The sequence below is a fragment of the Lysinibacillus xylanilyticus genome (assembly GCF_001708185.1).
Taxonomy (GTDB): Bacteria; Bacillota; Bacilli; order Bacillales_A; family Planococcaceae; genus Lysinibacillus; species Lysinibacillus xylanilyticus_A.
Map to the genome: position 1 here is coordinate 160,586 of NZ_MDDN01000005.1, position 20,276 is coordinate 180,861.

The window sequence follows — 20,276 nt, forward strand, 5'->3', positions numbered from 1 at the left end:
TCAGACCCTTTTTATTTAGGTGAATTCCTTTTTTTAAAAATAAAATAAACCATCAAAATTATTATGATGAACAATGCTATAAGATACATACTGTAGCGGGATAAATATAACCCAACATACCGCCATTCCTCCCCAAGTACTTCTCCTAAGGTAATAAAAGTAAATGTCCATATAATTGCTCCCGTATAAGCAAAGAAAGCAAACTTTTTAAAAGGATAATTATTAATAGCCGCAATATATGCTGTTAGATGACGTACACCAGGAATAAAATATCCGACTACTAATAATATCGGTCCTATTTTTGCAAATAATTTTTTAGTAACGTCAATTTTCTGTTCAGTAATATGGATTTTTGGACCGTATTTTCGCAATAATGGTAGCCCGAATCTATAGCCTATATAGTAGCTTAAGGTAATTCCCCCTGCCGCACCTACCACAGCGCTGATTAGAGCTGGAATATGCGAGAGAGTTTCTCGATATACGCTATATCCTACATAGGTTAAAAATATCTCATCAGGAAGTGGCAGCCCGACAATCCCTCCAATTAGGATAAGAATAATGCCAAAATACCCGTAATGTTCAATAAGAGATTGCACATGATGCGCCATAAATCCATCCCACCTAAAGCATAATGATTTCTTTTCAATGTTAGCTTTATAATAACTCAAAGTAGACAGCATTATGAGTATTATAACGTTCATAAAGTTTTCCCCAACGTATAGTGGCTAGTCCATGCTATAAATATAGTTTTCTTAAACTATTATTTGTAGCTCACGTAGAGCAAACTCAATACCACCATCAGTTGATTTCTTCGTTATAAAATCAGCGACATTTTTTAAGGCTTCACTACCATTGCCCATTGCAATACCAAAGCCAACCTGTTCCAGCATGTCGATATCATTATCTCCATCCCCAAAAGCAAGTGCTTCCTTAGGACTCAAGTTGAAATAATCTAGTACAGCTTGAACAGCAATCGATTTGGAAACATCTTGCTGCAAAACATTTGTAATGTACGGATGCCATCTTTTGAACAATAAATGAGGGAATTGTGATGCATATCTTCTCTCTATCTCCTCATCGGCATATAGACACATTAAATATACCTCTTGCGTTAAAATATCTTCATTAATAACGGGAAACTCTAGCAAAGATAATGTCTCTTGCATAGCTGTTAATGTCTCTTTCTCTTGGACGTTATTCATCGATAATTGTTCTGTAAAAAACGAGAGACTTTGTTTATTTTCTTCAGCAAAAGCCTTAACTACTTGGACAATTTCTTTTGCAATAGGTATTTTATGTATTACTTGATCTTGATGCTTAACATACGCGCCATTAGCCGTAATAAACGTCTCTATTCCTATGTTTCTTAACTGTTGGCACATCGATAAAGGTCTTCCTGTAGCAGCAACAATACGAATTCCTTTGTTTATTAATTGTTGTATAGCCTTCCTTGTGCTTTCTTCTATACAGCCATCTTCATAATTAACAAGCGTTCCATCTACGTCAAAAAATACAATTTTATAATCCATCGTTTGCTCCTTATCGTTTTATATAATTTTTAACCGGGTGTGTAAATTTATTATCCATTTCCATTAATCAGAGGATCATCAACATAACGTGTGGTTGATTTCCGTTCCGACCGGGCGCTTTGTAGCTGTCGCTTTGCTTTCGCTACAGATAAAACATTTGCCGCTGACGCTTCGCTTTCGCGCAGATAAAACATTTGTTGTTGCTGTCGTTGCACTTTCGCACAGATAAAACATTGTTGCTGCCGCTTCGCTTTCGCACAGACAAAACCCAGTTGCTGCCGCTACGTTAGCACTACGCTTTCGCACAGAGCAAAGCTTCCTGGGGGCGTCCGATGAGCCGCTTCGCTGCGCTCCAGGGTCTCGGGGCAACAGGATGTTGGTCACGAAGGCGTTATCACAGGACGTGATGCTCTTAGCCTTCGTTCCTCTATCGCTAATCCCCAAGGAGTCGCCCAGTCTCCACTCCAATCAACTTATATACATGGCATACGCTTCCCTACTTTTGTTGATGATTCCAATTAGAAAATGCAAAACAAGTTCAAGCTGCTTCATTGTCACTGTCTCTTCACTTAAGAATCCTTTTTTAGTCAAAAATATCCCTATATTTACCTAATCAGTATATCTCTAATTTTACATGAATAATTGAAAAGATGGCATTTTTCTTCTTATATTACAGATAGTTAATTTAACCTATATAAGCTATTGTAAAATATAAAAATTAGCAGCAATTTAGTTAAACATTTGTACATAATTTTACAAACTAAAATAAATGTGTAACTTATTTCAACTGCACAGATAAATACTATTACGAATACGTTTCACAATTTCAAAAGACTAAAAAAATAATGCTCATTTTAATTTTTATAATTCTAAAGGAGTATACCAAAGAACACAGAATTGTTAATATAGAAGATAGTTAATTAAACATATTGGACGATATAATCATCGTATACATAGAACAAAAGAAATAATAACCTAATTGGATGTAAAGGAGTTGATTCTTATGGCATTTAACATTTACTACTATGAAAGTAGTGTGGATTGCAAGTTTTGTAAAAAGCATTTTACCACATATAAAGTACGTCCCAATCGTTATAAAGTAGTCGATGAGCAAACAGACTTCATGCCAGTCTATGAAGGTTTAAATCCGCTGTTATATGAAGTTGCTGTTTGTCCGCATTGTGGCTATGCCTATCACAAATCTATGACAAGAACTTATGGGCCTTTTATGCTTCTTATTGATGAGCTGTACATTAAAGAACTCCAAAAACCTATGGATATATGTAAGGAACGTACTATCGATGATGCCATTATAAGCTTTAAATTAGCTTATCTTGTATCAAGAGCATCCATGGAAGAATCACTTCTTATGGCCAATTTCGCCCTGAAAATAGCTTGGCTGTATCGCTTAAAAAATGATGATCAATCGGAAATGCACTACCTCTTTGCGGCTAGAGACTTTTACAGTAAATCTTTTGCTTCCAATCAAGAGGGCGGAGAACGAATTCAATTTTTGCATGCTGAAATAAGCCTCCGACTTGGTGATATTACTGAAGCGAAGAAAGGTTTCTCTCGATTAATTGCGGACCGAAATGTTTCCAATAAATATCGAAAAATAGCACGTAATCGTTGGGAAAACTATAAATATGACGTGGAGCCTATTAATGTGAATGAAGGTGTAAGCGAAATCATCAACTGAAGTAAACGAGGAGCGGAATAGACATGCAGCTATTTACAAAAAGAATTGATGTGAGAGAAGAAGATATTTTTTCAGAATTACATCATTTTTTACTAAGAAAAAATAATCGCTATTTAACGAATGATGAAGTAGTTGCAATAACAGGGGTTTCATCCGAGCTACTTTATAAATGGGTAAAATCAGGGAAATTAAAAAAATCAATTTTTCCTAATTTAGGCGCACCTTGTGAACGATGTGGACAGATTACTCAAGCAAAAATCTGTGTTAGCTGCTCATCAACCATCGTTAACACATTAAAGCAAGAGGAAAAGGATCGTGCATGGTTCAACCAAATACAACGAAATAATGTAAGAGCTAGCACGTATCACTATAAATAATAAATAGCATCTCCAAAGCGTGCTCTATCATTGCACTTACTTAATAGATTCAATAATGGCTCATCACCAAAAGTTTTGGATGACATTTGTTAAAACATATACTATGTAAATAAGTTGATTGGAGTGGAGGCTGGGTGACTCCTTGGGGATCAGCGGTAGAGGAACGAAGGCTAAGAGCATCACGTCCTGTGATAACGCCTTCGTAACCTACATCGTGTAGGCCCGAGACCCTGGAGCGAGCAACGCGAGTGAAGCGGCTCATCGGACGCCCCCAGGAAGCTTTGCTCTGTGCGAAAGCGAAGCGACAGCAATGTTTTATCTGTGCGAAAGTGCAACGACAGCAACAACAAATGTTTTATCTGCGCGAAAGCGAAGCGTCAGCGGCAAATGTTTTATCTGTAGCGAAAGCAAAGCGACAGCTACAAAGCGCCCAGTCGGAACGGAAATCAACCACACGTTTTGGTGATGAACCTCAATAATGGAATCAACCCAAAATTATCACAACAAACCAAATTTAAACAAAATTTAAACAAATACCCCCTTTACTTTAAACTTACCAACCTATAATTAGCCTTAAAATAAAGAGAAGGACTGATAGAAAGTGTCAAAAGGGAAGAAGCGTAAGGTTTTATTATCATTAAGTATTGCGTTGACAAGCTTTGCAGCGTTCAACGGAGTATCAAATGCATCAACAGCAGTTCCGGCATTAGAAGAGCGTGTAGCTGTAGAGAACAATTCGGAAGTAAAGCAAGCCCGCACATCCAATGAGACATTACAAGATTGGAAAAAGTGGACAAACGACCATGCCTATAGCTTAACGTCTATTCAGCCTGAAACAGTTGGTCAACAAAAAATCTCGTCAGATAAATTTGAAGATTTAGAAATGCTTAAGCCTTTATTACAAGATAAACGTATTGTTTTTTTAGGGGAAAGTTCTCATGGTGTGGCTGAATTTAACCTAGCAAAAACACGTATTATTCAATTTTTACACCAAGAAATGGGCTATAACGTTCTTGCCTTTGAAAGTGGTATGGGGAATGCCATGAATGCCCAAGGTCAAATTGATAAACAAACAGCGCAACAAACAATGAAGGATGCTATTTTTGGTGTATGGTGGTCGAAAGAAACACTACCGTTATTTGAATATACTAAAAAAACACAGAATACAGATCAACCATTAAAATTAGCAGGCTTCGATATTCAACAGCAAGGTGCATTTACGAACGGTGACTGGCTACAAAATAGTCAGCTCGCAAAACAGTTCAGTGAAGCAGAGAAGCAACTTGCAGAATGGAGCTTCGGTAAGGATTTAAAGGGTTATCAAAAGGCAAAACCAAGCATTATCGAAGTATATAAACAAGTAAAATCACAAGTACCGCTTAAAGAAAAAGAGTTAAAAGCGGCTTATCCGAGCGAGCCTCATATTGTAAAGCTTATGGAACGTACTTTAGCTGACCGTATCCGTTTAGCAGACGAATATGTAGAACTATGCATTCAATCAAATATTGATCTAGAACAATATAACCCTGAGTCTTTTTATAAGACAATGGAATGGCGTGACCAAGCAATGATGGAAAACTTACTTTGGTTAGCGGAGGAGGTTTATCCAACTGAAAAATTTATCGTCTGGGCGCATAATGACCATATTCGTAAAACACAATCCGAAGTAATGGGTTCTCCTTATCCGGTAAAATTAATGGGTGAGCGTCTACCAGATATCTACAAGAAATATAGCTATGTGCTTGGCCTTTATATGGCTGGTGGTGAAACATCAGACAATCTGGGTGAACCTATGGCCGTTTTACCGCCAATAAAAGGATCTATCGAGGATATTCTTTCATCGACAAATAAACCATACACATTTATCGACTTACGCAATCGTCAAAATGAACGAGGAAACTCATGGATGTTTGAGCCACGCTTATCGTATAGCTGGGGATCCATGCAAGAAAGCCTTGTTCCACGCGATCAATATGATGGCATTCTTCTGATTGATAAAGTAAGTAAACCAAATTATATAAAGTAAAACTTTAATCAGTGGGTTTTCTTCATCCCCACTGATTATTAGTCTTTACCAATCGGGCTTTTACGGGCAGTCCTTTCTTTGCCTTCATTGAATTTGGAAGTGCAGTCTTGTACCTGACTTTTCGCTTTCGGTACAGACAAATTACTGCCCGTTAATGCGGGATAAAATAAGAATATAAAAATAGCAAACTAGTTCATTCTTCTAGTTTGCTATTTTTTTAAAATTTAAGTATCCATCGAAATTGTATCCCAAGCTTCATCGCGATGCCCTATCATCCAGAACAACCCTCTACGTCTTTCCATGACGATACTTTCATTCATATTCGCAGGAGCTGTGTGTTCTTTTATCCGACTATCTACACAAGCCCAATGGTATCTGTAAATCTTGTCGGCCTCATCCAAAATCACTTCCTGACTTCGCATAACAGTTTGTAGATAAAACTGTTCAAACGTTTCACAGTTAGAAACAACTTTAATGGCATGCTCGCAATCACATACTTCATCAGGAACATCAAGCTCTTCAACTAAGCCAAGAGCCCAAATAAGCGTCCAATAAGCCTCATATTGCCATGAAATATTAATGGCTTCTTGCGCATCTGGTTGTGAAGCTTGTAAAAAGTCTCTTTCATTGCTAGTTAGATCGTCTTCCACTTTATATGTACGTAACATATTGATGAAAAAGTCTCGCGATTCTTCCACATTTCCACCTTGCGCTACATCACAGGCAAATTGAATGACAATTAACAGGGCTACAGCTCTTCTAGCAATGTCTTCTTGGCTTTTAAACTGACAAGCCTTTATTGTTGGGAGTTGAGGAAGGGAAGCTGTATATGGAATAGCTTTTTCTTTTAAATATGCTATCGTTTTATTTTTTCTTTGTTCGCCTTCTTCTGATGACACCTCTTGTCCCCCTACTTTTCGTGTACAAGCGTGGGGTCTAAAGTCAGATGGTCCTGATTGCCCGTCAGGATAAACAATAACCGCCCCTTCATCGTCTAATAAAGTGCCATTCGGTAAAAAGCCTATGCCACCTATACTCGATAACAACCTCGAAAATAACTGCAGCTGCTCTTCATTTATCTCTTTTTCTGACTCAATAGCAATCACTGTATTTAAAACGGATATTTGAGTCAACACTAATTCTTTTAAATGATCATCTTCAAAAGGAATGTTATCGTAATACCCCATCATCCCAGGAATGTTTTTAGTGAAGTAATCTGGATTCGTGTCTTCAGATATGACTCTTATTATAAATTTATGTTTTTTAAACAATGCTTTGGATTTTATCGAATACTCATTTTCACCTTTAACAATAGCAAAGCCCTTTGCAAAAGCATCTGAAATTTTTAACTCGATATCATCAATGTCATTTTTAGAAGCAAATATCGTGAAATGGTTCAATCTTCTCTCTCCTTTACAATGAATTATCCAAACCTTCGAGTGCTTGGCTAAATAGCTGTTTGTTTTTTCTTAGTATTTCATTTTCTTTCCAAAAGCTAAGCAATTGTCGCCATTTCTCCTTATCTATAAGAGTCGTTGGTTTCATTCCTTTCTGCATCATTTGACATACTGTGCGAATAGCCGTAAGTCGCTCTACTTCACTGCCATTTAGCCATTCAAATAGTGTCTCTGCACTTGGCTGTGATTCCGAAAAAAGTGTGTCCCACCCATCTATAGGAAATGCAACATAATGCTTCATCCACGTTATAATTTTTGGATTATGGAAATGGCGTAGTCGATGTAAAGCTGTATAGGCATCAATTTTCTGTTTCTCGATATCTAGAAGAACAAGAGATAACCCTTCTTCTGCTGGTAGACAATAGGCTGTTAAAAAATCACGAATTGAGCTAAGGAAATCATTTTGGTCTTTCCAAAGCGTTCTTACCCAGTCTCTTGCCTCCACTGCACAGACATTTACTAATACTTCACTCCAAGCTTTTTTATCAGCTGGTGGCAGTGCTTGTTCAATTTTACTCCGAAGTGCATGATACACTTTCGATGCATCAAACTGCGCAAAGGCTTCCTGTATACTAGCATCTTTCACCCCATGCATGGATACATAAATTAATAATGACTCTAAATTGAACATCGCTTGCTTAACAGTTAGTGTTAAAAATTGTTCAAGCCACTTTAGCCATATTTGAGAGCTAGTTAGGCTTAAATCCAATCCACCCTCACTACAAAACTGTCGATACTGTCCACAATCTGCTCCTATACACCCTAAAGTCGTAACTCGCTCTATATAATTATGAAAGCCCCCTGCAAGTAGATCAAATTCATCCTCCTCATGACTCCAATACCAAACAGAGCCATCCTCAATCCTAATAAGGAGCGCATCACCGTTGCCAGCCGTATGAAACTGTAAATATAGTTGTTCGTCTAAATTTTCATCATCTCCCCCAAAACAAGGGAAATCTAGCTCTTCCAAGCTCCAACCGAAGTCACCAGAAGGCGTATTATCTAGTTCAATAGGAAGCAGCGCCTCGTCTGGTAATGACCAATACACCCCCACTTGTTGAGAGCAATGTCGTAATAAATCACGTAACTCAGAAGGAATTCGAACGCCAAGCCGCTCTTCTACTATTATTAGCTCTTGCTCTGTAGCTACAGGCTTAATCTCAAGCGGATGTACCCAGGCCCCTTGCTGTTCTAGCTGTTTTAATAAATGATGCCAACGTTCAATCCACATCCTATTTCCTCCCCCACGTTAAGAAAGATACTTTTATTTAAGTTTGCACCAAGTATTACTATTATTTATAGATTCTCTACTATATCGTCAGGAAATCATTCACTTATTAGGATTAGACTTCAATTTACTTTAAAACACTAGGATTTTACTTCCATTAAAAAGCCATACACATGCTAAATTGCTTACCTTTACTAGTTCTTTTCTAATTGTTTAGAGTGACTCTTTCTAATAGTAAGTTGTTGATAAGCAAAAACGTTATCAACAACCTTTTTTAATTTCCACCATAATTTTCGTTACATATTCCTCCTCACGATTTTTAATAACGGCATCATAAATATATTCCTCATAAACGTACTGCCCTAATTCGTAACCTTTTTCTCGCATGACTTTAAATAATCGCTCGTATGTTTCACCAAGTGTAGTAGCCAGCCCTACGTGATAGCCAACGATAAAATCCCCTTCAATCGCTTTAAAATAGGGATGGCCCTCTCTCGGCTGTGGCTGCTCTATATATAAGTAACTATAATTATCATAGTTTCCGGCTAATACTTGCTCTCTTCTTGTCATACCTCCAATAGGATAACCCGTGTCTAATTGAGAGCGGTCTAATTCATCTATAAAGTCTGAAACAGCCTTCGTAAACTGCTCCTCCTTCGAATCCTCGATATTTTTACTTAAATACAATGTTGCCTCTGGCAGATGCTCGATCGTAATACTATCAAAATCAAGGTGTAAGGCTTCCTCTGTTAAATCGATTTTTACATCGATAATGTTTTCAATCATCTCAAGCTCTCGACGTTTTTTCGCTACAATGTCCTTTTGCTGTCGCATCAAGTCTAAGAAATTTTCAGGTGATTTTTCTGCCATGTATGTTTGAATATCCTTTAAAGACATACCAACTGCCTTTAATAGCTCTATCACACTAAAAAATTCATATTGCGTAATGGAATAATAACGATAGTCCTTACTATCCTTCATGATTGGTGATAATAAACCAATTTGATCGTAGTAAATGAGTGTTTGTTTATTCACCTTACAAATTTTAGCGAATTCACCAGTTGTAAAATATTTTACATTTTTATTAAACATTTTTAAATTTCCCCTCCTTGACTATATAGTTACTATATACATTAAATTGTAGCTATTCGCAATCAATTATGCCACGGCAAAATTGCGTCCGGAATCGTCTATTTCAGCGGATTTCTGGACATCTACTGAAAGAAATTATAAACAGAAAGGTTTTGACATTATGTTCACGGAAATTCGTGACATTACAGCTTTAAACAAAAAGGAAATTTTATCATTACGCATTGCAGATAATCAGCAGGATTTTATTGAGAGTACCGTGCAATGTTTGGCGGAGGCAGAAGCTGATACACGTTTTATTCCAGTCGGATTGTATAGAGAGGACATTGCAGTTGGCTTCGCTATGTATGGTGCGTTCCCATATAAGAACAATACGCAGCGTATTTGGTTAGATCGCTACTTCATTGATGAACGCTATCAGCACCAAGGATTGGGCAAATACTTTTTACAACAACTTATTAAATATTTAGTAGCTAACTTCAGCTGCCAAAAAATATATTTAAGCGTTTATGACAACAATATAGTAGCCATTCAGCTATATGAAAAATTTGGGTTCGTTTTTAACGGTGAACTCGATGAAAACGGCGAAAAGGTAATGCTATTGGAGGTACATGCTCATGACAACCATTAATCCTATTGAGACCAGGCCACTAAAGCCATTATTTTTATCATACTTATTCCCAGCGATGATTGGCATGTTGTTGATGTCAGTAAATATTTTAGTGGATGGTATTTTCGTTAGTCACGGAGTTGGACCAACCGCTCTAGCAGGAGTAAATATCGCCGTACCAATTTTCTCTATTTTGCTATCCATTTCCCTTTGGATTGGTATGGGTGGAGCTACGCTATTTTCAATCTCTCTCGGTGAAGGCAATAAGAAACAAGCACACCAGCTTTTTACATTAGCATTTATAACCATGGTCGTTGTGGTTATGGCAATCGTCCTATTACTTTTATTAAATTTAAAGGAAGTTTCCTATATATTCGGGGCAAGTGATGCTACCTATCCTTATGTCCAAGAGTACCTACATGTTATTTTAGTATTCGGTGTTTTTTATACGATTGAAAACCTATTAAGCATTTTTATTCGCAATGATGGTAATCCAAAGCTCGCCATGATGGGCTTAATTACTACATCTGTTTTAAACATTATATTAAACTATATCTTTATTTTCGTGCTCGATTATGGCGTAACAGGCTGTGCCTTAGCTACATCTCTTTCCACAATAATCGGTATGTCCGTGCTCTGCCTTCATTTCTTCAGAAAGCAATCCGAATTAAAATTTGTACGTAATTTTTTCAGCCTATCTGATTTAAAGAAAATGTTTGCTATTGGGCTACCAAGCTTTATCGTTGAAGCTTCTGTCGCCGTAATGGTCATTTTATATAACGTGACATTTTTACATTATTTAGGATCAAATGGAGTTACTGCATACGCCATGATTAACTATATTCATACGGTACTGTTAATGGTCTTCCTTGGTATTGGTATGGCTCTACAGCCTCTAGTTAGTTATCACCACGGCGCCAAATTAACAGAGAGATTAACAGCGCTGCTGAAAATCGGTATTGCCACTGCCCTTATTTTAGGTTTAACTACTGCCATCATCGCTATGTTATTCCCTTCACAGCTAATAGCACTATTTGGTGATAGCACGCTTGAAATTCGCAACATGGCGGCACAGGGCTTTACACACTTTGCAATTGGCTATGTATTCCTTGGTATGAATATGGTGTTTGCGGAATTCTTCCAATCGATTGAAAAAATCCGACTTGCAACTACCATTATGTTATTACGGAGCATTATACTATTTATCCCTACGCTCATACTGTTACCTAAATTGCTTGGCCCACAAGCTATTTGGTGGACCTTCCCTGTCGCAGAAGGCATTACTGCATTGCTCATTTTTATCTTTCTGAAGAGAAAATCACATACGATTTTCTCAGAGAGGAGCAGCTTAAATTAGTGCTATAAACGAAGAAGAAAACCCCTTTCGATTATTGTTTCGAAAGGGGTTTAAATTGTTTAATTTCTATTTTTCACAAGCCCAACCATCTTTATCTCTGTCAAGCTTATCTTGATAGGCAGGGTGACCTTTTTTCACACCATTAGGATATTTTTTGTTTAATTCTTTACAGTTTTTAAATGTCTCTTTCGCTTGTACATCAGCATTAAATGATGTGACTGAGAATACTAAAGTTGCTGTTAATAAAGTTATAAGTAGTTTTTTCACTATAACACCTCCTAATGGATAATATTACAGAATATAGAATACAGAAACAATACTAAAGTAACAGACTTACTGAAAGAAAATACAAAAAGGACCTTAAATAGGCCCCTTTTTCTTGATTATTATTCGTTTAAATATTTAATGACAGCCATTTCTTTACCAAAGCGATCACCATAATCTTTGAATCCCAAGCTTGAATATAAATAATGTGCACCTTTATTTTCTGGATGATAACCTACTATAATTTTTTGCGCATTTGGTAATTTAGCTATTTCTGCAATCATTAGCTCAGTAGCTGCTTTCCCTATACCCTTACCTTGAAAATGCTTATCTATCATAATTCTATATATCCAATAGCCATCAAGCTCTTCTATTACAGAATTAAACATTAAGAAACCTACTACTCGCTCTTCAAAATAAATAACGTATGGTTTTAATGTTGGGTCAAACTTTGATTGTGCTATTGAAATAGCGTTTGGTTCAATATAATCTCTTTGCTCTTCTGATATTTGTAATAGGCAACACTCATACCAATTCTCTGCATTGACTTCTACAATTTTCACAGCATTCTTATTCATACATTTTTCCCCTTCCGAATTCAGGGAAACGCTTCATATCATTGTTAATTATGCGTTATCCCCCAGTATTTCATCATAAAAACAGTTTTGTTTGTCATAATGACCGCCCCCTTTAACTGTATTTCTATAAAAGTATATCATATTTTACCATTTGTAACTCTTATTACTTAAATATAGCAAAATCTTGTATTTTTATCTAGGACTCTCCTTTTTTAAGAAACTAGTTAAGGCATTTCTCCATAAAGATTAAGTCATCCCTTTTATAACCCTGTTTTTCATAAAAGTCTTGAACATTATGATTACTTAATTCAATTAATAAATTTACTTTTTCACAGCCAACTTGCCTTCATGCCTTCCAATGTATCCGAACGTGAAGGTATTAATCCTGATTTTCGCCATAAGTCTACCACCTGCTCAAAATCATCTAAATCAAAATTACGAAATTGTATATTCTCCCCTCAGATTTATTTATGACGATCTATCATAAAAAAATCCAGCACTACTAAATCAGCGCTGGCAACGATCTATATTTTCTAATGGTTCTTTTTTAGTTCCATATATTCATCACGAAGAATACTCATAATAATTTCATCAGAATACTTCTCGTTCATATATAAGGATTGCCTTAGTATGCCTTCCTTCTTGAAACCTACCTTTTCGTACGATTTTATCCCCCGGAGATTATGGGAGTACACTTGTAATTCTAAGCGATTAAGCTGAAGCTCCTCGAACGTGAATTTTTGAGTAAGCTGAACCGCTTCAGCCCCATATCCCTTGCCGCAATTCTCTATACTGTGTAAAGCTATACGGAACATGGCCTTTTTATTGTCCAAATCTATTTCCATAATGGCTAAATCACCGATAATTTGACTATTCTCTACTAAACAAATAGCAAAATCATAACGTGTGGAATCTTCGCTAAATCGATTCAAAGCCTCTTTAATCTGACCTTTCGTTAAAAGGTGACGAGTGCCCGTCATATACATAATTTCTTCATTTTGAAAGCACATGAAAATACTATCTACATCATTTTCAGTAATTGGTCTTAAAAATACATCTTGTCCTATAATCATTAAAAATCCCTCCCTTGAACTATATTAAAAGGGATTTCGATTAGAAAGAATATGCCTAGTTCCTTTAAGAAACGTTTTAGACATACGAAAAGCACCAACATTTCAGCTGTTAGTGCTTCTACGAGTTACCTTGTATAAACAATTTTTTTAATCGTTTCTACCGCTAGATGATGCTGGGTAGATAGTTGTTCAATTGAAGTTCCATTCGTAAACGCTTCTTTTATCGACTTATTTCTACCTTCAATATATTTCTTTGTGCCTGAACGTGCACCCCACTCTAAATAAGTGTTTTCTATTTTAGGAATATAAATCATTTCACCTTGAACATATTTTTGGATTTCTAGTAAAAGCTCTTTCGGTAAGATAACTGAAGCCTTCTTATAAGCCATATTGCCAACCCCTCATTTTTATATTGAAAATAAAATAAGGTAGCAAAGCTAATTTTATAAGAAATACTTCGAGGCAAATAATCAATTATGCCTCACCACCTATAGAAGTGGGAGACTTTTGCTGAAAGAAGTTAAAATTTACCCCATGCAAAGTATTGCCATATTAAAATTAAGCTTTGCATGGGCTGCTTCCGTATCTAGGAACTTACTATATTCACTCACTTCTATCCCCCCTTACGTTGTCAATTTATTCAAGTTTATCTTAGCATATATATTTTTTTCAATTAACAAAGACAAAAAGGAATCATACACACTTGATTCCTTTTTGAACAAAAACTTTATTCACTTTACTTACCTGGCACTGCCGTGGCATGTTGCTCTTCACCCTCTGAGGACGTAACCCCCAGAATATCGAGTAAGAACATAAATAATGGGATACCGATAATTAAGCCCCACACACCGAAGAAATGCTCTGAGAAGAGAATAACGATAAATGTATAGAAAATCGGTAAATCTGTCTTCGCCGACATAAGCTTTGGATTTAAGAAGTATGCCTCTATAGCATGTAAAATCATAACAATAACCAAGATATAAAAAATGTACATGAAACCACCGATACTGTATGCAATGATACTTAGAGGAATCAAAGACATAATGACCCCTGCGACAGGTACTAACCCTAATATAAAGAGCATAATCCCTAATGCAATCAAATGTGGGAAGCCCATAATATATAGGGCAATAACAGATAAAACACAATTGACGGCTGCAATTATAAATTGTGCCTCAATCACTTTACCAAAAGAACGAATGAATATTCTTGAGAAATATTGTAACTCATAGTAAAGGTGACTCACTTTACTATCCTTAAATTTCGCTGTAAATTCCGTAATACGTTTCTTCTCAAGCAAAATAAACAAGCTTAAAATTAGGGCGATGAACACATGTAAGATGATTTTACCAATATTCGTAATATTTTTAAGAGTTAGGTCCACACCCTGCTCTAAATATTTGCCAAGTTCAATTTTCTCAAAAGTTGGAGCTAAATACCTTGTAATCTCGTTATCATCTGGATCGAGACTAAAGCTAGCAATAAGGTCAAAAAGCTGCGTAATTTGTTGGGTTACGACGGGCAAATACTTATAGATAACAGCCACAATCCCTGCAACAAGTAAAAGATAGAGGGTAACTGTCACGGCTTTCTCGTTCATTGGTACATACTTTCTAATCTCTTTTGTTGTCTTTGTGGTAAGCTGATTCATCAAGTAAGTAATAATGAACGTGAGAAGAACAAGATTAATCATACTTCGCATCAAATATAGTGCAACAGCGATCCCGACTAGAATTATAAATCGTTTAAATCCATTACTTCGAAAGAAATTACTCATGTATTCACTCCTTCTACAATACGGCTTCGCTGTCTTTACTGCCTGGGTGTCGCTATCAAATGAACATAAGCAAGTAAAAAATTGATGTAAAACATTACGTATCATCCTTATGTAATTTCCCTCCTTCATTGGAATATTATTCCCATTACCACTTAAATGCATGCGCTTTTTAAGTCTTATTAGAAAATAATTAATCCAAGGAGCGAAAAGAATTGTATGCCTTATCATAATAAAAATTAATGACACTACTTTTGTACTTTATTGAAAGCTGTATCAGCGTTATAAGCCTTGATTCTATTATTCTATTATAACCTTTTCAACCACCATATCCAATGTAAGTTCTTTCATGATGGTAGTAAAATTAGAATTAGTTTTAGTATGATATTATCATTACAATTTTCACCATAATAGAAAGGATTGATTATATGAAAGTTGCAAGAAACCCGGAGGACATTCATCTACCAGTTGCTCCTTATGTACATCAGATTGAGGTGACAGGACCACAGAGATGGTTAACATTATCTGGACAAATAGGAATGGAGAAAGACGGGACTGTACCTGAAGAGCCATTAGCTCAAATGAAGTTAGCATTAGAAAATATCCGAAAGAATCTTGAAAGTGCAAATATGGAAATTCAAGATTTAACGAAGCTAGTCTTTTATTGCGTTGGGGAAATGAATGCAGATCAAAGAAAACAAATAATAAGTGATTTTCTTGGTGATCACCTTCCATGTACGACATTAATTTACGTAGTAGCACTCGCTGCCCCTACCCTAAAGGTTGAGATTGATGCCTGGGCATGTCAGGAAATTTAAACCTATAATATGTTGGTATGAACAAGAATGTGCGTCCAGCTCTGTATGTAAGTTAGTTAGTTATAAAAACACCCCTTTAGAACCAAAGGGGTGTATGTCACATTTATAGATTTTCATTTTTAGCGTTCATTTTAGCATGTTTATATCCATAGGCAAAATAAATAACTAAACCTATTGCCAACCATAACAAAAAGCGTAGTATCGTAAATAATGGGAGACTAAAAATTAATACAAGACATCCTCCAACACCTACAGTTGCTACAAGCCATAACGCTGGTACTTTGAATACACGTGGTTGATCTGGTCGTGTATAGCGAAGGACAACAACACTAACTGTTGTTAAAGCAAAAGCAGTTAAACCGCCGATATTAGCAAATTCCGCTAATTCTCCGATCGATAAAAATCCTGATAAGAGAATTCCTGTTCCAACCACAATTAAAGTTGATAATACAGGTACTCCTGTTTTCTTATTTGTTTGTGCAATACGTTCTGGTAGAAGTCCATCACGGCTCATTGCAAACAGCACGCGTGTCGCACTAGTTGTATTGGCAATCATCGTAGCAAGCAATCCAAAAATAACTGATACTGCAATGATAGCACCTCCCCATTGAATACCAACAGATTGTAGTGCATATACAGTAGGATTTGGAACATCTAACTCAGGGGATGGTACAATACCTGTTAATACTAGTGCAACAAGTGCATAAATAAGCGTTAATACACTTAAACCACCAATTAAAGCTTTTGGTATTGTTTTTTGCGGATTTTTTACTTCTTCCAGAACAGTTGTTACACCATCAAATCCAGTAAAAGCAAAGAACACTAATGCCGCTCCCGCCATTACACCTGACCAGCCAAACGGTGTAAATGGTGTCCAGTTTATAGGGTTAACGTGAAAAGCCCCAATAGCAAGGAATAAGATAATCGCGCCAACCTTTGCAGCTGTAAATAACATATTTGATCGGCCCACATTTTTAATTCCGCTTAGTGCAATCCAAGCCACAATAAGCCAACCAGCCACAGCAGGTAGATTCACAATCCCACCATGAGCAATATCCTTTGTTAAAACTCCTGGCAAGTGAATTCCCACCGATTGTAAAAACGAATTGACGTATCCACTCCAACCAACTGCAACTGTACTAGAAATAACGATAAACTCTAATAGTAAGTCCCAACCGATTATCCAAGCAATAATTTCACCTAATGCAATATAAGAATAAGTATAAGCGCTCCCGGCGACAGGTACCATCGCTGCGAATTCGACATAAGCAAGTCCAACTGCAATTGTTACAAGACCCCCAATTAGGAAAGAAACAACGACACCAGGACCTGCATGTAAAGCAGCTGTAGTTCCTGGCAGTACAAAAATCCCCGCTCCAATTGTGGCTCCTAGTACATACAGCAATAATTGCAACGATCCCAGTTCACGTTTAAGTTTAAAGCGTTCAACTTCAGTTATTTTATTGGCTTGCTCGATTGACTTTGTTCGTAAAAAATTTGCCATAATAACCACTCCGTATTCAATAAAAATAGTAAACATAATATTTATACATTTTTTAAAATAATTATTATATTATCTATCTTTTAGAATTGAGTCAATAATAAGATTATTGACTCAATTAATACCTTGCTTAAAATGAAGCTATCCGACATATTATTTTATACAGAATTTACCTATCTCAGGTTATTAATTTACAGGGAAGCGCGACGATAGAAGATGCTTCAATTTCCATATGTGAGGGTTTCACAATATGAATAATGGGATTTCTTGCTTTAATTGTCTACTACTTTACAAATTTGAGTTTTGCTTATGCTAAAAAATAAATGATTGCCTTTATAATATTAAAAATGTAACTATTAATAATTCACACGTACAGATTAAATTATTTTAGAAGTTAGGAGCGGGCAAAATGGAGTCCTATGAAGTATCGACATTAAAAAAAGGCATTTTGATTTTGGATGTATTACGTCAAAAACATTCTCTTACATTAACTGAAATTATGGAAGAATTATCAATGAACAAGACATCCGTTTTTCGCATGCTTTATACACTAGAAAAAATGAACTATGTGATTAAATATCATAAGTATTATCAATTAAATCCGCATATTTTTAGGGATGAACATTTATTTTGGCATAAAGATATCCAGTGGACATCTCTCGTAGCGCCCTATCAATTAGCCCGGCAAGAAGAAATAACGACTTATATTGGTATTTTGGAAGATTGTGAGATGGTGATAAAAAATGTGATCAGGGAGCCTTTTGAACAGCCTGCTTTTCACGCAATCGATACTCGAACACCCATGCATTCAAGCGCACTTGGAAAAGTAGTATTAGCTCATCTGTCACCTAAAAAACAACGTGAACTATTAAATAGTATTGAACTGAATACATTTACAGCAAAAACCTTCTATGATTATGGTCTTTTGATTCCTCACTTACAGGTCATTAAAGCACAAGGATATGCTGTTGATCATGAAGAAACGAATCTAGGTAAATGTTGTATTGCCGTTCCGATTTATGTGAATGAAAAGGTCCTCGGTGCGATTGCTTTGCATGGTTCAACGGAACAAATTAAGAAAACTGCCATTCGTTCGTTTGTAAAAAAATTAGTGGAGGCAAGTCAGCAATTGACAGAAGAAATCCATTATCTTTTAGCATAATGTTAATTTCTTTGGAAAGTTCTATTTGCAATTAAAACGCATTTGTTTCTATATATGAAACTGCAGCTATGTATGTTGGTAATTTAATTTTTTTACTCTATTCTGATTACAGAAAAGCGAGGAGGTAGGAATATGAAATTCCATACATTAAAAAAAACGAATATCAACATTTCAGAAATTGGTCTTGGGACGAATGCTGTAGGTGGACATAACTTATATGAAAACTTAAATGAACAAGATGGGAAGGAGCTAGTCTCAGCTGCACTTGATTTAGGGATAAATTTTTTTGATACAGCAGACATATATGGAACAGGGCGTTCAGAAGAGCTCGTCGGCGAAGTATTAAAGAAATATCCAAGGGAAGATTTCGTTTTAGCGACAAAGGGAGGTAGACATTGGTTTGAGGATGGTTCAGTAAAGACAAATAATCATCCGCAATATTTACGAAGTGCACTCGAAAATAGCTTGAACCGACTACAGATGGATTATGTAGACCTTTACTATTTACATTTCCCGGATAATGAAACTCCTCTTGCTGAGGCGATTGGTGAATTATCACGCTTGAAAGAAGAAGGAAAAATCCGAGCAATAGGCATTTCAAACGTAACATTAGATCAGCTTATAGAAGCGAATGTGCATAATGATATTGCTGTCTTACAATCTCCATACAATATGTTGAATCGATCAGCAGAACAAGATTTATTGCCATACTGTGTAAAAAAGGATATTTCATTTATTCCATATGGTCCACTTGCATATGGCCTACTCGGTGGAAAATATACAAAAGACTTTAAATTAGATACAGGAGACTGGCGAATTTCAGATCCTTTATTCCAAGATGAATTATTTGAGCGTACGTTAGTAAAAGTGGATGCATTAAAGAAAATTGCTGAGGAAAAGGAAACCACATTACCAAATCTAGCACTTGCTTGGTTATTAGATCAAGATGGCGTTGATGCAGTTATCCCAGGCGGGAAACATAAAAAACAAGTAGCTACCAATGTAAAAGCAACCGATGTCCTTTTAACAAAAGGAGATTTACTGAATATAGAAGGAATTTTAATAAAAAAATAAAACAAAAAATGCGAAAATGCTGTTATATCAACATTTTCGCATTTTTTATTGAGGACGTTCTAGCGCAAATATGTCTCCAATTTTTGCGTAATTTGAGCCAGCCAGTCTGCTAACCGCTTTTAATTCCCTCGGGTCAATACGACCTTCATTATAAATGGTTTCATCTATATGAAATTGTACAACCTGACCAATGAACAAATCACCTGTCTGTTCGTCACCATTCATCAAAGGAATCGTCTGTACTAAGCTGCATTCCATTCGAACCTTTGCCTCTTTAATACCTGGTACAGATATACACTGGCTATCGGTTAATGTAAATTGAGCTCTATCAATTTCACTTTCAGTTACAGGTAATGAAGCTGCCGTTTCATTCACCTGCTTAACGTTCCCCTCATCTACAATATGCACAACAAATTGTTGCTGATGATGAATATGTCGAGCGGTATCTTTTAAGCGCTCCTGTGGTCTTTGAACCGCTAGAGAAATCATAGGTGGATTTGATGACACAATATTAAAGAAACTAAAAGGTGCGCCATTGATGACTCCTTGCTCTGACTTCGTCGTAACAAAGGCAATTGGTCTCGGAATAATACTGCCAATTAATAATTTATAGTTTTCACGCTCAGTATTTTTCGTAGGATCAATCGAAATCAAACGACT

The 20,276-nt window shown here is 36.2% G+C and carries 21 protein-coding genes and 1 pseudogene; 9 read left to right on the plus strand and 13 right to left on the minus strand.

Going from position 1 to position 20,276, the window contains the following annotated elements; translation table 11 throughout:
* Positions 1 to 11: 11 nt before the first annotated feature.
* The 3 genes from BFJ97_RS12750 to BFJ97_RS12760 all read right to left on the minus strand — a co-directional run bounded on the left by BFJ97_RS12750 (position 12) and on the right by BFJ97_RS12760 (position 1,835).
* Positions 12 to 608, minus strand: a complete 597-nt coding sequence (locus tag BFJ97_RS12750) for a DedA family protein (protein WP_068985034.1) — start codon at positions 606 to 608, stop codon at positions 12 to 14.
* A gap of 144 nt (positions 609 to 752) precedes the next feature.
* Positions 753 to 1,529, minus strand: a complete 777-nt coding sequence (locus tag BFJ97_RS12755; RefSeq protein WP_068985035.1) for a Cof-type HAD-IIB family hydrolase — start codon at positions 1,527 to 1,529, stop codon at positions 753 to 755.
* A 78-nt stretch (positions 1,530 to 1,607) separates the two neighbouring features.
* Entirely contained in the window at positions 1,608 to 1,835 is a 228-nt protein-coding gene (locus BFJ97_RS12760) for a hypothetical protein (protein WP_068985036.1), read from the minus strand.
* Between the two features lie 697 nt (positions 1,836 to 2,532).
* On the opposite strand from BFJ97_RS12760, the gene BFJ97_RS12765 reads away from it, so the two are divergent.
* From BFJ97_RS12765 to BFJ97_RS12780, 4 genes are all read left to right on the plus strand, one after another.
* Positions 2,533 to 3,228, plus strand: coding sequence for a DUF2225 domain-containing protein (locus BFJ97_RS12765; RefSeq protein WP_068985037.1), 696 nt, complete (start codon positions 2,533 to 2,535; stop codon positions 3,226 to 3,228).
* A gap of 23 nt (positions 3,229 to 3,251) precedes the next feature.
* Entirely contained in the window at positions 3,252 to 3,605 is a 354-nt protein-coding gene (locus tag BFJ97_RS12770; protein ID WP_068985038.1) for a hypothetical protein, read from the plus strand.
* 248 nt (positions 3,606 to 3,853) lie between these two features.
* Positions 3,854 to 4,084 carry a hypothetical protein gene (locus tag BFJ97_RS12775; RefSeq protein WP_068985039.1) on the plus strand — a complete coding sequence of 77 codons (231 nt, stop codon included), beginning with the start codon at positions 3,854 to 3,856 and terminating at the stop codon, positions 4,082 to 4,084.
* A 122-nt stretch (positions 4,085 to 4,206) separates the two neighbouring features.
* Entirely contained in the window at positions 4,207 to 5,631 is a 1,425-nt protein-coding gene (locus tag BFJ97_RS12780; protein WP_068985040.1) for an erythromycin esterase family protein, read from the plus strand.
* Positions 5,632 to 5,855: 224 nt separating this feature from the next.
* Here the strand turns inward: BFJ97_RS12780 and BFJ97_RS12785 are convergent, their stop codons facing one another.
* The 3 genes from BFJ97_RS12785 to BFJ97_RS12795 form a co-directional block, all read right to left on the minus strand.
* Entirely contained in the window at positions 5,856 to 7,031 is a 1,176-nt protein-coding gene (locus BFJ97_RS12785; protein WP_068985041.1) for a DUF4272 domain-containing protein, read from the minus strand.
* Between the two features lie 13 nt (positions 7,032 to 7,044).
* Positions 7,045 to 8,319, minus strand: coding sequence for an SMI1/KNR4 family protein (locus tag BFJ97_RS12790; RefSeq protein WP_068985042.1), 1,275 nt, complete (start codon positions 8,317 to 8,319; stop codon positions 7,045 to 7,047).
* A gap of 258 nt (positions 8,320 to 8,577) precedes the next feature.
* Positions 8,578 to 9,408, minus strand: a complete 831-nt coding sequence (locus tag BFJ97_RS12795; RefSeq protein WP_068985043.1) for a MerR family transcriptional regulator — start codon at positions 9,406 to 9,408, stop codon at positions 8,578 to 8,580.
* Between the two features lie 160 nt (positions 9,409 to 9,568).
* On the opposite strand from BFJ97_RS12795, the gene BFJ97_RS12800 reads away from it, so the two are divergent.
* Entirely contained in the window at positions 9,569 to 10,036 is a 468-nt protein-coding gene (locus tag BFJ97_RS12800; RefSeq protein ID WP_068985044.1) for a GNAT family N-acetyltransferase, read from the plus strand.
* A complete protein-coding gene (locus BFJ97_RS12805; RefSeq protein ID WP_068985045.1) occupies positions 10,023 to 11,372 on the plus strand; it encodes an MATE family efflux transporter in 1,350 nt (449 codons plus the stop codon). Before BFJ97_RS12800 ends, BFJ97_RS12805 begins: the two co-directional genes overlap by 14 nt.
* A gap of 66 nt (positions 11,373 to 11,438) precedes the next feature.
* Here BFJ97_RS12805 and BFJ97_RS25200 read toward each other — a convergent pair.
* The 5 genes and pseudogenes from BFJ97_RS25200 to BFJ97_RS12830 all read right to left on the minus strand — a co-directional run.
* Positions 11,439 to 11,564 (minus strand): annotated as a pseudogene (locus tag BFJ97_RS25200) (excalibur calcium-binding domain-containing protein); the annotation flags it as partial.
* 194 nt (positions 11,565 to 11,758) lie between these two features.
* A complete protein-coding gene (locus tag BFJ97_RS12815; RefSeq protein WP_068985047.1) occupies positions 11,759 to 12,214 on the minus strand; it encodes a GNAT family N-acetyltransferase in 456 nt (151 codons plus the stop codon).
* A gap of 533 nt (positions 12,215 to 12,747) precedes the next feature.
* Positions 12,748 to 13,287 carry a GNAT family N-acetyltransferase gene (locus BFJ97_RS12820; protein ID WP_068985048.1) on the minus strand — a complete coding sequence of 180 codons (540 nt, stop codon included), beginning with the start codon at positions 13,285 to 13,287 and terminating at the stop codon, positions 12,748 to 12,750.
* Positions 13,288 to 13,412: 125 nt separating this feature from the next.
* The gene (locus tag BFJ97_RS12825; RefSeq protein ID WP_068985049.1) at positions 13,413 to 13,676 is read right to left on the minus strand and encodes a CD3324 family protein; all 264 of its coding nucleotides are present in this window, start codon (positions 13,674 to 13,676) and stop codon (positions 13,413 to 13,415) included.
* A 347-nt stretch (positions 13,677 to 14,023) separates the two neighbouring features.
* Entirely contained in the window at positions 14,024 to 15,064 is a 1,041-nt protein-coding gene (locus tag BFJ97_RS12830; protein WP_068985050.1) for an AI-2E family transporter, read from the minus strand.
* Positions 15,065 to 15,489: 425 nt separating this feature from the next.
* Between BFJ97_RS12830 and BFJ97_RS12835 the strand changes: the two genes are divergently transcribed.
* Complete coding sequence (locus BFJ97_RS12835) at positions 15,490 to 15,879, plus strand: RidA family protein (RefSeq protein WP_068985051.1); 390 nt, start codon at positions 15,490 to 15,492, stop codon at positions 15,877 to 15,879.
* A 103-nt stretch (positions 15,880 to 15,982) separates the two neighbouring features.
* Here BFJ97_RS12835 and BFJ97_RS12840 read toward each other — a convergent pair whose 3' ends face one another.
* The gene (locus BFJ97_RS12840; RefSeq protein ID WP_068985052.1) at positions 15,983 to 17,383 is read right to left on the minus strand and encodes an amino acid permease; all 1,401 of its coding nucleotides are present in this window, start codon (positions 17,381 to 17,383) and stop codon (positions 15,983 to 15,985) included.
* Positions 17,384 to 17,789: 406 nt separating this feature from the next.
* Here BFJ97_RS12840 and BFJ97_RS12845 point away from each other — a divergent pair, with 406 nt between their 5' ends.
* Positions 17,790 to 18,542: an IclR family transcriptional regulator gene (locus BFJ97_RS12845; RefSeq protein ID WP_068985053.1), complete on the plus strand. Its 753-nt coding sequence runs from the start codon at positions 17,790 to 17,792 to the stop codon at positions 18,540 to 18,542.
* Positions 18,543 to 18,674: 132 nt separating this feature from the next.
* On the plus strand, positions 18,675 to 19,616 hold the full coding sequence (locus BFJ97_RS12850) for an aldo/keto reductase (RefSeq protein ID WP_068985054.1): 942 nt from the start codon (positions 18,675 to 18,677) through the stop codon (positions 19,614 to 19,616).
* A gap of 45 nt (positions 19,617 to 19,661) precedes the next feature.
* Here BFJ97_RS12850 and BFJ97_RS12855 read toward each other — a convergent pair whose 3' ends face one another.
* Positions 19,662 to 20,270, minus strand: a complete 609-nt coding sequence (locus tag BFJ97_RS12855) for a flavin reductase family protein (protein ID WP_068985055.1) — start codon at positions 20,268 to 20,270, stop codon at positions 19,662 to 19,664.
* Positions 20,271 to 20,276: the final 6 nt, after the last annotated feature.

What these genes read in the sequence shown, in the direction of transcription:
- BFJ97_RS12750 (WP_068985034.1), bottom strand. Translation starts at nt 608, where the DNA reads ATGGCGCATCATGTGCAATCTCTTATTGAACATTACGGGTATTTTGGC.
- BFJ97_RS12755 (WP_068985035.1), bottom strand. Translation starts at nt 1,529, where the DNA reads ATGGATTATAAAATTGTATTTTTTGACGTAGATGGAACGCTTGTTAAT.
- BFJ97_RS12765 (WP_068985037.1), top strand. Translation starts at nt 2,533, where the DNA reads ATGGCATTTAACATTTACTACTATGAAAGTAGTGTGGATTGCAAGTTT.
- BFJ97_RS12770 (WP_068985038.1), top strand. Translation starts at nt 3,252, where the DNA reads ATGCAGCTATTTACAAAAAGAATTGATGTGAGAGAAGAAGATATTTTT.
- BFJ97_RS12790 (WP_068985042.1), bottom strand. Translation starts at nt 8,319, where the DNA reads ATGTGGATTGAACGTTGGCATCATTTATTAAAACAGCTAGAACAGCAA.
- BFJ97_RS12795 (WP_068985043.1), bottom strand. Translation starts at nt 9,408, where the DNA reads ATGTTTAATAAAAATGTAAAATATTTTACAACTGGTGAATTCGCTAAA.
- BFJ97_RS12800 (WP_068985044.1), top strand. Translation starts at nt 9,569, where the DNA reads ATGTTCACGGAAATTCGTGACATTACAGCTTTAAACAAAAAGGAAATT.
- BFJ97_RS12805 (WP_068985045.1), top strand. Translation starts at nt 10,023, where the DNA reads ATGACAACCATTAATCCTATTGAGACCAGGCCACTAAAGCCATTATTT.
- BFJ97_RS12815 (WP_068985047.1), bottom strand. Translation starts at nt 12,214, where the DNA reads ATGAATAAGAATGCTGTGAAAATTGTAGAAGTCAATGCAGAGAATTGG.
- BFJ97_RS12820 (WP_068985048.1), bottom strand. Translation starts at nt 13,287, where the DNA reads ATGATTATAGGACAAGATGTATTTTTAAGACCAATTACTGAAAATGAT.
- BFJ97_RS12825 (WP_068985049.1), bottom strand. Translation starts at nt 13,676, where the DNA reads ATGGCTTATAAGAAGGCTTCAGTTATCTTACCGAAAGAGCTTTTACTA.
- BFJ97_RS12830 (WP_068985050.1), bottom strand. Translation starts at nt 15,064, where the DNA reads ATGAGTAATTTCTTTCGAAGTAATGGATTTAAACGATTTATAATTCTA.
- BFJ97_RS12835 (WP_068985051.1), top strand. Translation starts at nt 15,490, where the DNA reads ATGAAAGTTGCAAGAAACCCGGAGGACATTCATCTACCAGTTGCTCCT.
- BFJ97_RS12840 (WP_068985052.1), bottom strand. Translation starts at nt 17,383, where the DNA reads ATGGCAAATTTTTTACGAACAAAGTCAATCGAGCAAGCCAATAAAATA.
- BFJ97_RS12845 (WP_068985053.1), top strand. Translation starts at nt 17,790, where the DNA reads ATGGAGTCCTATGAAGTATCGACATTAAAAAAAGGCATTTTGATTTTG.
- BFJ97_RS12850 (WP_068985054.1), top strand. Translation starts at nt 18,675, where the DNA reads ATGAAATTCCATACATTAAAAAAAACGAATATCAACATTTCAGAAATT.